Below are 12,134 nucleotides of genomic sequence, written 5' to 3'. Positions count from 1 at the left end.
CCCCCGTCCGGACGATGCTTTCCTGCCATCTCAATAGAGGGTGGAATCCCGATTCCCCCCCAAACATGATTCCGCTGGTCTGCCGGCGGATTTCCGCTAGCTGGCGGGCACCTTATTCGCTCCGACAAGTGCGATGACAGCCAGGACGATTAACGGCGAGGCACAGCCCAAGGTGGTTAAGACGAAAGTGCCGCCAAGCCTGGCAACGACTCCTGCTAGGACCGCGACGAGCACCGTTGCAAGGAGGGCAGCCGGCAGGGCCCTGTCGCGGTCCCGGCACCAGATGATCTGAAGAATCCCGAATATTAACAATGCCACGGCCACTGCCATCAGGACCGGGCCGCTCACAATATTCGCCCCACCCGCCAGGAGCGCCACTGCGACGAGACCCATCGGCGGACTGAGAAGTATCGCGAGTATCCCAGCGGCAATCCGGACCCCGGACACCGAAGGCTGCTGCTGACAATCGGACCTGTCTGCAGATGAACAAGCGGATCCATGGTCATGCGTCAAAAGTACCCCCCAAGCATGCATCGATTCCGGCAGTCTGAGTCTTCATCTCATCCTGCCACCCGGAGCAGATACCGGGGGCAGTCCCGTTCACAATTTGTCGGAGATAGGGCGAGTTCCAAGTCATCGGGTCGTTCTGAGAAAGCGGCCGACTACTACTGGCAATCAGTTCGTCAGGTTCTGCACCTCTCCGTCGGGAGACCTCGTCCGAAACTGTCACCCCCGGCCCCTAGGCTTTGAGCATGGCTTCGGCCAGGCCAAACCCGCCGGTCTGGCTCTGGCGGAGCAGGAACTTAAGGCGATCCCTCAGCAGGACACCTGGGGAGAGAAATGATGGAAAACACCACAGTCGTTGTCACCGATGTCCTCGCTGTCGGAAGGACGACCGCGGCAGGAGAACCACCTTATGCAGGCCGGATTCTGGGCCGCAGATGGACGACGGACCAGCTGTATGCCCTGGCCGCCAGGGACCGCAGGGTCCAGCGGCACGTCGAGCATGGTGCGGCCCGGATCGCCTTGGCCGCATACTTCCCGACGGTCGACACAGCAGCCCTCCGCTCACTGGTCACCGCCACCATGGGAACCATCGCCGGAACGTACTGGATGGTTGCTGCCCTGCACCTGGCCCAGCTGGCGCTGGCCCATCCCGAACTGCTGACTCCCATCCAGTACAGCCTTCTGCTGGCTCCCCTGGAAGCAGCAGAAGCGGTGCCGGCCCCGGCCGACAGTCTCATGGCCGCCTGAGCGCTGCACCAGCAGCCCACGGATTTACAGAAACTCAGAGAGGCAGAATTCCGTGTTCCGGAGCGGACCGGAAGGTTTGTGGGGCTGGTCCTCCGGTACTGCTCAAGAGGACAGTCGAGGCCATACTGTCCCGTGCAGAAGCCGGCTCGTCATTCAGGCGACCGTAAATATAAGGAGCATTACCAGGGCGTTGTTCGTGGCGTGAAGCAGCACGGGCGCCCAGAGGTTCCGGTGGAAGCGGCGAAGGAGCGCCAGTGCAACCCCCAAGGCGAAGAGGTACGCGACGGAGAGCAGCACCAGGTGGATTGACGCGAAGAGTGCCGCGGACAGCAGGATCGCTGCCAAAGGCTTAAACCGCCGCAGGAAGCCGCTGAGGAAAGCGCCCCTGAACAACACTTCCTCCCACAATGGCGTCAGAACCACAATGACAATGAACGCGATTACCACGGACGGTGCCGGCAGCTCGGCGATGCCGGCCAGGGCATCGTTGGAGGAGCCTGCCGCTGCGATATCGACATTCAGAGCGGCAAGAACAGCCAGGAAAAGCAGCTGAAAAAAGGCCGCAGACACAATGGCCAAGGGGATCTGCCAGAACAAATGGAACATCCTTGGCGTGAGCCGCCTAAACCCAAGCACGCCCAGGCCCAGACGATGCTTCCGGATGAGGTGGACATAGAGCGCGAGCATGCCCGCAGCGGTCGCTCCGGGCAGGAGCAGCATGATCAGTGCCCCGGGCGTGAAATGAACGACGTCGAGCAGACCGACCGCCAACACTGCGCCTGTGAAGACAGCCACGTACAGAACAACAAAGAGCAGCGCCCAGCTCGCCTGTCTAAGAGTTATTGGGGAATCCTCGCCGGGACCACCGGGGTCTTCTCCGTGTGACCTGTCGCCGACGTCCTGGTTCAAAGGTCCGGTACTGTCCGTCATGATTTCCCCTCACACATTCACTCCGCAAGAACCTGCAAATCCTGGAATGACTCAGGCCGGTCCGGGCTGGGTTTCGGTTCCCTTGCGCGGCGCCGGTCTGCCGGTTCCGGGCTCCGGGGCCCTGCGCGGGCTGCTGCCGGCATCCAGTACCTGCAGGCCGATGTAGATCAGCGCGACGGCCTGGACGGCGGCCGCCAAAGTCGGGAAGAGGGCACCGTAGGGCAAAAAGACCGGCAGCGCCATGCCGGTGAACATCACCGCAGCCGGCCACCAGGACACGACACCGCTGCGCCACAGCGCCAGCAGGAAGACAGGGACCGCCACGAGGGTGATGAACACGGCCGGGCGGTAGATCGCGGTCTGCGCCAGCCCGCCCGGGTATCCCCCCGCGATGGCGGCCAGCTGCGCGGCGGGGACCTGCGCGGTCTCGGCGGCGCGCAGGAACCAGAAGATCTGCGCCGACGGCAGGAAACTGACCACGCCGATAAAGGCCAGCACCCCGGCCAGATGCCCCCAGGCCGCCGGGCCGGGCCGCAGCATTTCCAGCAGCCCCAGCAGGCCGGCCGCCAGCGCCACAAAACCGTAATGCAGCAGTAATGGCCCGAGCTGGCCAGCCGAGGAGCTGCCCGTGACGGCCTCGACGAAGGCGGCCTCGGTGCCGTCCCGCCCCCACGGCCACACGGCGAACGCGACGGTGTTGAAGATGCCGGCAACAATGAGCGCCGCAGCGGTCGTGATCCGGCGAAAACCCACAGGACTGGTGGACATGGCGGACTCCTTCGCCCCTGGGTGGCCTCTGCCCCGTCCAGGAGGATCGCCTCCTGGCGCCGCCACTCTGATACCACCATCGTGACACCACAGCCCCGCCGACGACATCCTCAAACTCGGGCAGCCGTTTACCTAGTCAAACTACCTGGCCCTAGCGGCCTACGGCCAGCGGCGGGAAGTGCAGTTCCGGCCTGGTTTTCGCCACTTCCCCGAGTACGAAGACGATGGCCTCGCAGACGACGCCGCCGCCGTCGCCGTCCGGAAACTGCGCCAGCATCGCCGCAGCACGGCGGGTGAACCCGGCCCAGTCCCCTCCGCCTGCCCGGAGCGCCCGAAGGGGCGACATCACGGCGGCGCGGCGCAGCCAGACGTCACCGTCGCGCGCCCACCGGTTGACGACCGCATCCGCGCGCGCCCTGCCCGGTATGTCCAGCCCCTCGATCATCGGACCGATGACATCGACCGCCAGCGGATCGGCCAAGGCAGGCAACCGTGCTCCCCGCACAAATCCCTCGAGGCGCGTCAGATCGGAGTTGTCCAGCAGGGAGAGGTTCGATTGCAGCAGAACGATGGCCGCCAGACGGCGTTCGAATACGGGCACCGCCCACAGTTCGGAAGCCAGCGCGGTGATCTCGTCATGCGGCATGTCCCGGTAGCGGCGGGCTGCGTCGCGGATCGCCGCCCGCACCGCCCCCACCGAAGCACCGTAGAAACGCAGGTCGCTGCCCAGCCGGGCCTGCTCACTTTCTGCCCGGGCCCAGATCCCCTCACGCTGAAGGGCAGCATCCACGAACTCGCCGGCCTCACTCACCCGACCATTCTCCCGTTTGCCAGCGGTCTGTCACAGGAATACGTGTGGGTGAACACCCTGGACCAGAACGAGCAGGGCCAACTCGACGGCCAGGTCCTGGACCGGGTGTTCACCGACGATCCTCCGGCCGGGACACAGCCCGGCCCTAGCTGACCGAACTGCTCCGCTTCGCCCGCGACGGCGACACCGTCTTCGTGCACAGCATGGACTGGCTGGCCCGGAACCTGAATGACCTGCGCTCCCTCGTCCAGCGGCTGACCCGCAAGCGGGTGCGGGTGGAGTTCGTCAAGAAAAACCTGGTCTTCACCTGGGAGGACTCCCCGATGCTGGGAGAAGATAGCCGAGACTAGCTTGACCTCGCCCCGCGCCTCCCTGATGGGCTTACCCATTTCCGCAGTGATTATCGCAGCGAGTTCATCAACCCGTTCCGAATAGAGCTTCGCCACCCGTTCGACGATGGCCGCGGCGGCGCATACCCCCGGGCGGGGTACGCGGCCGGCAACAACGCCCGGTACGGCTCCTTCGTCTCCGCCGCCAGCGGCTCCAGCGACTGGCCATTAACAGTCAGATTCCAGCGCGACACAATGCGGGTGTCCTGGAAGAAGACCCCGTGCGGATATTCCGGATGGATGTCCCCGTTCGGGAAGGAGACGCAGAAGGACGAACCCTCCACCAAGGTGACCGTGCCGGCCCCCAGCGGCCCGGCAGCCGTATCAGCATTCCACCCAGCCATTCCAGCTCCTTATGTGATGGACTGAAACCGGTGCTCCCGGCGCAAATCACTCCAGTTAGGACTGCGCCTCGCCGACTTTGTCTATCGACGCTACGCCTGTCCACTCCCTGAAACCAGACCCTATTGCGGAGCCGTCAGGCATGGGAGCGGACGATGATGACCTCGAGGCTCCGATGTCTGCAGGCCTGACAACGCCCCAGCCTGCAGACATCGGAGCCAAAGCCATTCCTTCCCGGGAATCAGGCGACTCCTGAACCCCTCCTTCCGCCCGTGCACCGCACCATGTCCTGTCCCCTCGTCGGGCTGTCATCGGCATCCTTGCCGGTGTCGGTTCGCGGCGTGGACCACAGGGGCGTCCTCATGAGAAAAGCTTCCCGAGGTTCTCATGGTCATCTCACCCGGAAGCCTCAGAGCCAAGGGCATCGACAGCGCCGGGGAAGCATCGGCTCGACGACGGACGGCCGGCCCGGACGGCAGACAGGACATGGGAGAGCATCATGAACAGCACGACACGAAAGATCCTCGGTACGGCCGCCGTCGCAGGTCTGCGCCTAGTTGACCGGCCAAGCGGATAGCCCGACCCTCCCCCCACGCAGCACTGCTGTATTTTACGGAACGCCGAACGGTGCTTTGTATCCAATCCGGCGGGACAAGCTTTCGTAGTTTCCGCTATCGGTGTTTGCGGCACACGCAGTCAGACGGAGTAAAAACCTGTTCCGAAGGGGCTCTTCGAGCGACTTCGAGGTTATTGCAGTGTCTTTTCGGTCCATCGCGTGCGGCTGCTTACGGTCTCATCGCGGGCTCCGCAACAGACCAAGGCACCGACACAGTATGCAATTCCACTAGTGGGGTTGGAATGATAACCGGGTGCTGACACAGTCCGACTTCCTGTACATAAAAAGAGGACCGGCTCCGGGCTGCCGATTGCTCAGTCCGTCCGCAGCGGTTACACCTGCGACGGCAGTCTGGTTAGCCGCAGCTTGGAATGGCGGTTCTTCCGTTCCAATCAGGAACGTCGGCTGATCCAGGCTCGATAAATGGCGCCGCGCTAAGCTGGGCTCGGGAGTCCTTCGACCGGATCCTTCTCGGCAGACCCCATGTTGCTTCCGAGCCTTGACACTGCCGACCTCCCAGTATGAACTGGGTTACCTGGGAGTAAGGTACATCAACGATGTTTGCGCGTAGAACCCGGTGTCCACTCTTGCGGGAACACCGCAGTGTTCGTACTGATATCAACGGCAAGCTCGTCGTTGAGGGCCGCACGGCGGAGCCCCGATCAGCGCCAGAGTCGCCAGAGTGTGGGGTCGATGTGGCGATGCTGCCGAATGACCTCGCCATTCCCCGAATCGGCAGGAGCAGGCCATGATCGCCCTTCACACCGTGATAGCCATCGTCGTTATCGTCCTGCTCATCATCAAGATCAGGGTCGACCCGGTGATCTCGCTGATCATAGGTTCGCTCTACCTCGGCCTCGCGACCGGTGTCGGTTTCACGGCGACGATCATGGCGGTCACCACCGGTTTCGGCGAAATCATGGGCGAGGTCGGCCTGCTCATCGGCTTCGGGGTGCTCATCGGGGCGATGCTCCATGCGATGGGCGCCTTCCGGAAGATGGTAACGATGCTCGTCAACGGTGTCGGTGCGCGCCGGCTCCCGTACGCGTTGACGGCTGCGATGTCGATGATCTTCCCCTCGATCTACGTGGACGTGCAGGTCGTGCTGGCCTCTCCGGTGGCGCGCTCAAGCGGGCCCTTCATCGGCCGGACCGGTTTGCCGCACATGGCCGGTGCGCTCGGGACCGGAATCTTCGCCGGCTACGTCTTCGTGATCCCGGGACTGGCCGCCGTCTCCATCGCGGGCCTGCTAAGCATCCCACTCGGCATCTGGCTGATCTACGGCCTCGTGCTCGGCCCGTTGACCGCGATCGTGACGACGTTGATCTTCCGATTGCTCCTGCGCGGCCGCTACTGGAAAGCGGCCAAGGACGAAGAGGTCGATGAGGCGATGGTCGAGCTGGAGACCACCGAGCTCGTCGAGGAGGACACCGCGACCCCCCCGCTGCTCGTCTGCCTGCTGCCCATCCTCGTGCCGCTGGTGATGATCGCCTTCGGTGCCTTCGCGGAGCTGTTCGAGTTCTCCAACGACTTCATCGCCTTCCTCGGCGACGCCAACTTCGCGCTCTTCGTCGGCCTGCTCGGTGCCTACATGCTTTGCCGGCGCACCCTGGGCTCGAAGGGCACGGACACGGCAATGAGCGAGGGCTTCCACACCACCGGCGAGATCCTGCTCATCACGGGCATCGGCGGGTCGCTGGGCGCTGTCATTGGGGAGACCGGGCTCGAAACGACCCTGGCCGACCTCTTCACTGCCGACGCAGCGGCACCGGTCATCCTCAGCATCTTGCTCGCCTGGTTCATCGCCGCAGTGCTGCACCTGGCGATCGGGTCGGTCTCGGTGGCGGCCATCACGGCCGCCGGGATCATCGGTCCGGTACTCGGGTCGATCAACGTCTCGCCGATCGTCATCGGCCTCGCCATCGCCTCCGGCGCGATGTTCGCTCTTCAGGTCAACAGCAACTTCTTCTGGATGTTCAAGTCGCTGCTCGGACTGTCGACTCAGGGGACTTTCAAGACGCTGACGATGGCCACCTCCATCGCCTCGGTGGTCTCACTGCCGATGGTCATGGCGGTGGCGCTCATCGCATAGGGCAGGGCCGCGGGTGATTCCCAATGCGCCGGTCCTGTAAGCCGGTCCTCCACCGCGACACCCCCTGACCCTCCCCTGATTCGCGTATACCCCGCCCGCAAAAAAGCCCGGTGAAGGTAGGGCGGATTTCAGTGGTCGATGCAACGCTGAGGTGAATCCGGCAGGTTGGCCGGGTGTGTTCGAGTCTATCGGGCGGTGGCCGGGATGCGCTTTTTCTCGACCCGAAACAGTGCCTGCGGGGTGAGGTAGCCCAGGCTCTTGCGGGGCCTGGTGTTCAGGTCAGCGATCTGCAGCCGTTCCCGCAGGGACAGATACCGCCCAGATGACGGACCGGCGTGCCCCTGCGGTTGTTCTGCCCGCTGATTTCTCAGCCGGGTCCCGATGTGCCTGCTCATACCCAACATCCTGCAGGCCTGGGCATTCGAAGCCCCGGACCGCACCAGCTCCCAGTACCGTGTCTCTCGTAGGGCCCGCCGCTTCCGTGCCGGCGAGAGGGACAGCGCGACCCTCTCGGCGACGAGCCGGGACTGCCGGATCCCGTCCTGGCCGGCCTGCTGCAAGCGGGCCTTTTCGGCTCTCAAGTGCTTTTTCCGTCGCGCCTCCCAAGCAGCGGAGGTGCCCGGTGACAGTCGAAGATCCTCGCGCTCCTGCGCCGCCGGAAGCATGGCCCGCAGCGACATGAAACGGCCGTAAAGCCACCGGTAACCGGTCGCCCGACTCACGCCGGCGGCCGCGGCGGCAGCTTCCAGGACCGCTCCGCCCAGATAGGAAGACCAGAACGCTTCCTCGACCGCGGGCTCCACTTGAAAGTGATGGCGACCGTTCCTCTCTTCCAGGAACCGCTCGTTCCACTCATCGGCACGGCCTGAGGAGAACCCAAGCCCGATCTGGGCTGCCGCATGATCCAGGCCTTCCCCACGGAGCCTGAGGCACTCATCGCGCAGCCACCGGTAACCTGTTTCCTTCCCTATCCCGGCTGCGCGGGCCGAAGGTTTGAGACCCCTGCCCTCGCGGATAAAAGCGAGAAACCGGAGACCGGTAGGCGAATCGAACTGCTGATACATCGAAGCCACTCCCTGGAACGGGTGTTGCTTCGACCAACAGAATCCGGGGTAGCCTAAACGCTACAGTTGCCTCCATGACCGCCCACATCATCGGCTACGCCCGCGTCTCGACCAATGAGCAGGACCTCACGGCCCAGCGCAACGGCCTCGCTGCCCTCGGCGTACCCGACGACAGGATCTATACCGACCACGGACTGACCGGCACCAACCGCGACCGGCCCGGCCTGCGCGAGGCCCTCGCCGCCGTCCGCGCCGGCGACACCCTGGTCATCACCAAGCTCGACCGGCTCGCCCGCTCCCTGCCCGACGCCCGCGACATCGTCGAAGAGCTCACCAAGAAAAAGTGAAGCTGAGCATCGGCGGATCCATCCACGACCCCACCGACCCCGTCGGCCGCCTGCTCTTCAACGTCCTGGCCATGGTCGCCGAATTCGAATCCGACCTCATCCGCGCCCGCACCCGCGAAGGCATGCAGGTCGCCAAGGCCAAGGGACGGCTGCGCGGCAAACAGCCCAAACTCACCAGGAGCCAGCAAGCCCACCTTGTCTCCCTCTATCTTGTCTCCCTCTATAAGGGAGGCCAGCACACCACCACCGAGATCGCCGAGCTCTTCAAGGTCGCCCGCAGTACCGTGTACCGGATCGTCCAGCGAACCCCTTAGCGATCCGCCCTACCGGGCACTGTGCCGGCAGCCGACTACGCCGGCGTCGCACCGGAGGACACTGAACCGCCTGCGAAACCTGGTTCATCGGAGTCTGACCATGATCGCGCAACCGGCACCCCGAACCGGGAGGAGCAGGGGACCGTCCGGGATGGTCAGGCAAGCAACTCTGCGCCTCACAATGGGTATGGTGCGGGTCGCCTTTCACGGCGCCGGTTCAGGCCCGAGGGTGGCCTTCACCCGGACCGACAGACCAACTTTGGCGGCAGCACGTACCCCCTTCGGGCTGCCGCCCCGACACGAGGCGCATTGAACCCCGCATGCAAACCGACGCCGGTGCTTTCGGTTCCGCTGAAACGGATCCGAAAGCACCGGCGTCGTTAGCTGACGGAAAGCTACCGTGCCCGCGCCGCCGCTCCGATGGCGATGGCATCCAGATCCTCGCCCACGATCAGCTGGCCGGAGAAGTTGTCGCCGGCCCGTTCGAATTCCTTGACCGGCCAGTTGCCCGGGACCATGTGGTTGAGCACCAGTGTGCGGACACCGGCCTGTTCGGCGATCACACCGACCTCTTCGATGGTCGTGTGGGCGCCCTTGAGGTGCTGGTACTCGGCTTCGGCTGCCGCATCGCGGGGCTCCGGGTGGCGCTGAGCGATCCACTGCTCGGCGATGACCTCGTGCACCAGGATGTCCGCACCGGCGGCCAGTTCGACCAGGTTTTCGCTGGGCCCTGTGTCGCCGGAGAAGACGACGGTTCCGGTGTCCGTCTCGAACTTGAACGCGAACGCCGGGAATACGGGCGCGTGCTGGACCAGTGTTGCCGATACCTTGACCCGGTCATCCTCATAGAAGCTGAACGGGGTCATGCGCGGATGCGGGTTTCCGTTCGGGTCCTTGGCATACTGCGCCGGCAGGGGGATGTCGCGGCCGGCGAAGATCTTGTCCGGTGTGGGATAGCCGCTGTCAATGACCCGGTCGTTGAAGTCCGTGGCGAAGGTTCTGACCATCATGTCGATCGTTTCCCGGGTGCCCGGCGTCGGGTTCTCCGGTGCGACAACCTCGGTCATTTTCTCGCCCTTGTAGCTCACCGGCAGGGCACCGCGGTTGCCCGGCCCCCAGATCTCCACGAGCCGGTCCCTGCGGGACAGTCCGTTCTGCAGCCCCGTGCCCAGGATCCCGTACAGGTCCGCAATATGGTCCGAATGCAGGTGGGTGAGGAACACCGCCTGGAGTCCGTCGAGCGGCCCCTGCATGTCCTTGTCCCAGGTGCCCAGCCGGGCGTCCTTGATCTGGCGCCCGACTCCGTGTCCTGCATCGATCAGGTAGTAGCGGTCACCGACAACGACGGCGGAGGCCACCCCTGCCCGGTCCGTCTCCATCCACCACGGGGGCCCGCCCGAGGTTCCCAGCAGGATCACCCGGTTCTTCGCATCCGACCTCAGCGGCTTGCGGCGCGGGCCGGTACGGGGGTTACCGGACTGGGGCGGCAGCTGCGCCGCACCGGTCAACGCCGGCGCCAGCCCGGCTACGGATAAAGAACCAAGAACGGCGCGGCGCGACACGCGCCCGCTGTCGGGCGTCCTTGCCATGGGGGATCTCCTTGCATTCACACGGGCTGCCGACGCAGCGGCTCGGCCCTGGCCTAACAACTGCCGCCGGCGCGGGAAAGCGCCCAGGCAGCAGCCACGCCTATCCACACTAGAGGCGGTCCGCAAGGAAGTGAAGGACTTGTTTCACCCCTATTGATACACGCTGCGTATATAAGCCGAATAACGGTGACTACAGCTGCAGCAGGGTTCGCGGTGATGCCGACTGACCGTTACCGCCCAAGCTGGTTTCCATTTCCCGGAAATGAGACATGAAGACGCTCCACCCACCCCGGCGCAACCTGGCCGTGCATCCGCAGCCCAAAAGTCAGGATCAGAACTGTGTTCCTCAGGCATGGGCGTGACATTGGAGTACACCCCAACCCGACGTCAGGTTCGTAGCCAAGGAACGTCAGAACTGAGTTCGGAGTCTCTTTTCTGGACATCCCCCCTGACGGAGGTCATGGATTTCAACCTGACATTTCGGGGCGGACAGGCCCTCATAGCGAATCTCAGCGCGGTGGCCTCACGCTCCGGCTGACTGTAATAACGTCTTCCGCCCCAGCATGAATTGCCGGCATTTTGCGGAGGAATTGTTTCTCCGGTCCACCCGGCCGCCTTTGACAGCCTGACCCCACTGTGTGAGACTCATGTCGCCGAAGCGGAAAACAGCCTCTGGCTAGGGGAAATACTGTTAATCCCGCGTTTACTCGGCGGACACTCACCGTTGGATCGGGGGCAGCCGCGCGTTTTCTTCTGCCCCCGATTTTTTGCGCATCTAAGGGGTATGAAGAAATGGCATTGGTCAAATTCAGGAAACATCTGGCGGGGCCCCTCGTGGCTCTGGCGCTGGTGACCGGAGGCGTCACGGCTGGTTCCGTTGCCACGGCACCGCCGGCTGCCGCCGCGTCCTACGGTCCGGTCGTGAATGTCAAGATGGGTCCCTTCACCTACAAGTGGCAGTGTGTAAGCACGCGCTACCTCTACGCCGTCCAGAACCATGTGGTCGCACCGTGCTACGAGTCCTACGGGAAGTGGTACTTCCACGTCAACCGCTTCTATTTCACAACCTAAGCCTTCTGCAGTGAGGCCCGGCACCCGCAGGTGCCGGGCCTCACTGCGCCCCGCCCCGGCGGGAGCGCCAACTCCGCGTATATCTGCTGCCCGAGGCAACAGGAGGAACGCACGGCCCGCGTCACGAGGCCGGTCCCGCCCATCAACGGCACCAACGCAGTCCATCTCTGCCTGGCTGACGCAGGATTGAGGTAGATGACCCCGGAATGATCGACGCCGGACCAATTCCGTCAAGGCTGCTCAAGAGACCGGGAGGCCAGTCCTAAATCCAGGACTCTCCACCGGGAACCCGGACTCAAGCTGAGGCACGCCACTCTTCAAGGCCGAGGAACGGCCTAGGATCTTCCCCGTCAGTCGTCCTTCAGGCTGAGATACCGGTAGACGGTGGCGCGGCTGGCGCCGATGATCCTGCCGACATCGGCAGGTTTGAGGCCCTGGGCTTTGAGTTCCTGGGCGCGTTGGACGTTCCGGTCCCCTGCGGTGATTTCCCGCCGTCCGGCCCTGCGCCCGTTGACGGCGGCTGCGGCCATGCCTGCCCTGGTCCGCT

Annotated in this window: 9 protein-coding genes and 4 pseudogenes; 5 read left to right on the top strand and 8 right to left on the bottom strand. The window is 64.2% G+C overall.

From position 1 onward, the window contains the following. Positions 1-96: 96 nt before the first annotated feature. Complete coding sequence (locus tag AC5RWU_RS17720) at positions 97-447, bottom strand: hypothetical protein (protein ID WP_494037117.1); 351 nt, start codon at positions 445-447, stop codon at positions 97-99. 393 nt (positions 448-840) lie between these two features. Between AC5RWU_RS17720 and AC5RWU_RS17715 the strand changes: the two genes are divergently transcribed. Continuing rightward, positions 841-1,254, top strand: coding sequence for a hypothetical protein (locus AC5RWU_RS17715; RefSeq protein WP_494032919.1), 414 nt, complete (start codon positions 841-843; stop codon positions 1,252-1,254). Positions 1,255-1,407: 153 nt separating this feature from the next. Here the strand turns inward: AC5RWU_RS17715 and AC5RWU_RS17710 are convergent, their stop codons facing one another. The 3 genes from AC5RWU_RS17710 to AC5RWU_RS17700 form a co-directional block, all read right to left on the bottom strand. Next, positions 1,408-2,184 carry a CPBP family intramembrane glutamic endopeptidase gene (locus AC5RWU_RS17710; protein WP_494032920.1) on the bottom strand — a complete coding sequence of 259 codons (777 nt, stop codon included), beginning with the start codon at positions 2,182-2,184 and terminating at the stop codon, positions 1,408-1,410. 51 nt (positions 2,185-2,235) lie between these two features. Then, complete coding sequence (locus tag AC5RWU_RS17705; protein WP_494032921.1) at positions 2,236-2,952, bottom strand: hypothetical protein; 717 nt, start codon at positions 2,950-2,952, stop codon at positions 2,236-2,238. Positions 2,953-3,103: 151 nt separating this feature from the next. Continuing rightward, positions 3,104-3,763 (bottom strand): DNA alkylation repair protein, encoded by a 660-nt coding sequence (locus AC5RWU_RS17700; RefSeq protein ID WP_494032922.1) that lies wholly within the window; start codon positions 3,761-3,763, stop codon positions 3,104-3,106. A gap of 27 nt (positions 3,764-3,790) precedes the next feature. On the opposite strand from AC5RWU_RS17700, the pseudogene AC5RWU_RS17695 reads away from it, so the two are divergent. Continuing rightward, positions 3,791-4,089: pseudogene (locus AC5RWU_RS17695) on the top strand (recombinase family protein); the annotation flags it as partial. 60 nt (positions 4,090-4,149) lie between these two features. On the opposite strand, the pseudogene AC5RWU_RS17690 reads toward AC5RWU_RS17695, so the two are convergent. Continuing rightward, positions 4,150-4,496, bottom strand: a pseudogene (locus AC5RWU_RS17690) (glycogen debranching N-terminal domain-containing protein); the annotation flags it as partial. A gap of 1,362 nt (positions 4,497-5,858) precedes the next feature. On the opposite strand from AC5RWU_RS17690, the gene AC5RWU_RS17685 reads away from it, so the two are divergent. Beyond that, positions 5,859-7,202: a GntP family permease gene (locus AC5RWU_RS17685; protein ID WP_494032923.1), complete on the top strand. Its 1,344-nt coding sequence runs from the start codon at positions 5,859-5,861 to the stop codon at positions 7,200-7,202. Positions 7,203-7,387: 185 nt separating this feature from the next. Here AC5RWU_RS17685 and AC5RWU_RS17680 read toward each other — a convergent pair whose 3' ends face one another. Then, entirely contained in the window at positions 7,388-7,597 is a 210-nt protein-coding gene (locus tag AC5RWU_RS17680; RefSeq protein WP_494037116.1) for a hypothetical protein, read from the bottom strand. A gap of 743 nt (positions 7,598-8,340) precedes the next feature. On the opposite strand from AC5RWU_RS17680, the pseudogene AC5RWU_RS17675 reads away from it, so the two are divergent. Continuing rightward, positions 8,341-8,927: pseudogene (locus AC5RWU_RS17675) on the top strand (recombinase family protein). A gap of 395 nt (positions 8,928-9,322) precedes the next feature. Here AC5RWU_RS17675 and AC5RWU_RS17670 read toward each other — a convergent pair. Continuing rightward, entirely contained in the window at positions 9,323-10,516 is a 1,194-nt protein-coding gene (locus tag AC5RWU_RS17670) for an MBL fold metallo-hydrolase (protein ID WP_494032925.1), read from the bottom strand. Between the two features lie 792 nt (positions 10,517-11,308). On the opposite strand from AC5RWU_RS17670, the gene AC5RWU_RS17665 reads away from it, so the two are divergent. Then, entirely contained in the window at positions 11,309-11,587 is a 279-nt protein-coding gene (locus AC5RWU_RS17665) for a hypothetical protein (protein ID WP_494032926.1), read from the top strand. Between the two features lie 350 nt (positions 11,588-11,937). On the opposite strand, the pseudogene AC5RWU_RS17660 reads toward AC5RWU_RS17665, so the two are convergent. Further along, positions 11,938-12,134, bottom strand: a pseudogene (locus tag AC5RWU_RS17660) (recombinase family protein); the annotation flags it as partial.

It is taken from the genome of Arthrobacter sp. B0427-1-12, assembly GCF_059092905.1.
The sequence above is the reverse complement of the archived record's forward strand: the minus strand, read 5'-3'. Positions and strand labels throughout refer to the sequence as shown.

Excerpts from the sequence above, each read along its gene's own strand:
- AC5RWU_RS17680 (WP_494037116.1), bottom strand. The coding sequence starts at position 7,597 with ATGAGCAGGCACATCGGGACCCGGCTGAGAAATCAGCGGGCAGAACAA.
- AC5RWU_RS17710 (WP_494032920.1), bottom strand. The coding sequence starts at position 2,184 with ATGACGGACAGTACCGGACCTTTGAACCAGGACGTCGGCGACAGGTCA.
- AC5RWU_RS17685 (WP_494032923.1), top strand. The coding sequence starts at position 5,859 with ATGATCGCCCTTCACACCGTGATAGCCATCGTCGTTATCGTCCTGCTC.
- AC5RWU_RS17665 (WP_494032926.1), top strand. The coding sequence starts at position 11,309 with ATGGCATTGGTCAAATTCAGGAAACATCTGGCGGGGCCCCTCGTGGCT.
- AC5RWU_RS17715 (WP_494032919.1), top strand. The coding sequence starts at position 841 with ATGATGGAAAACACCACAGTCGTTGTCACCGATGTCCTCGCTGTCGGA.
- AC5RWU_RS17670 (WP_494032925.1), bottom strand. The coding sequence starts at position 10,516 with ATGGCAAGGACGCCCGACAGCGGGCGCGTGTCGCGCCGCGCCGTTCTT.
- AC5RWU_RS17705 (WP_494032921.1), bottom strand. The coding sequence starts at position 2,952 with ATGTCCACCAGTCCTGTGGGTTTTCGCCGGATCACGACCGCTGCGGCG.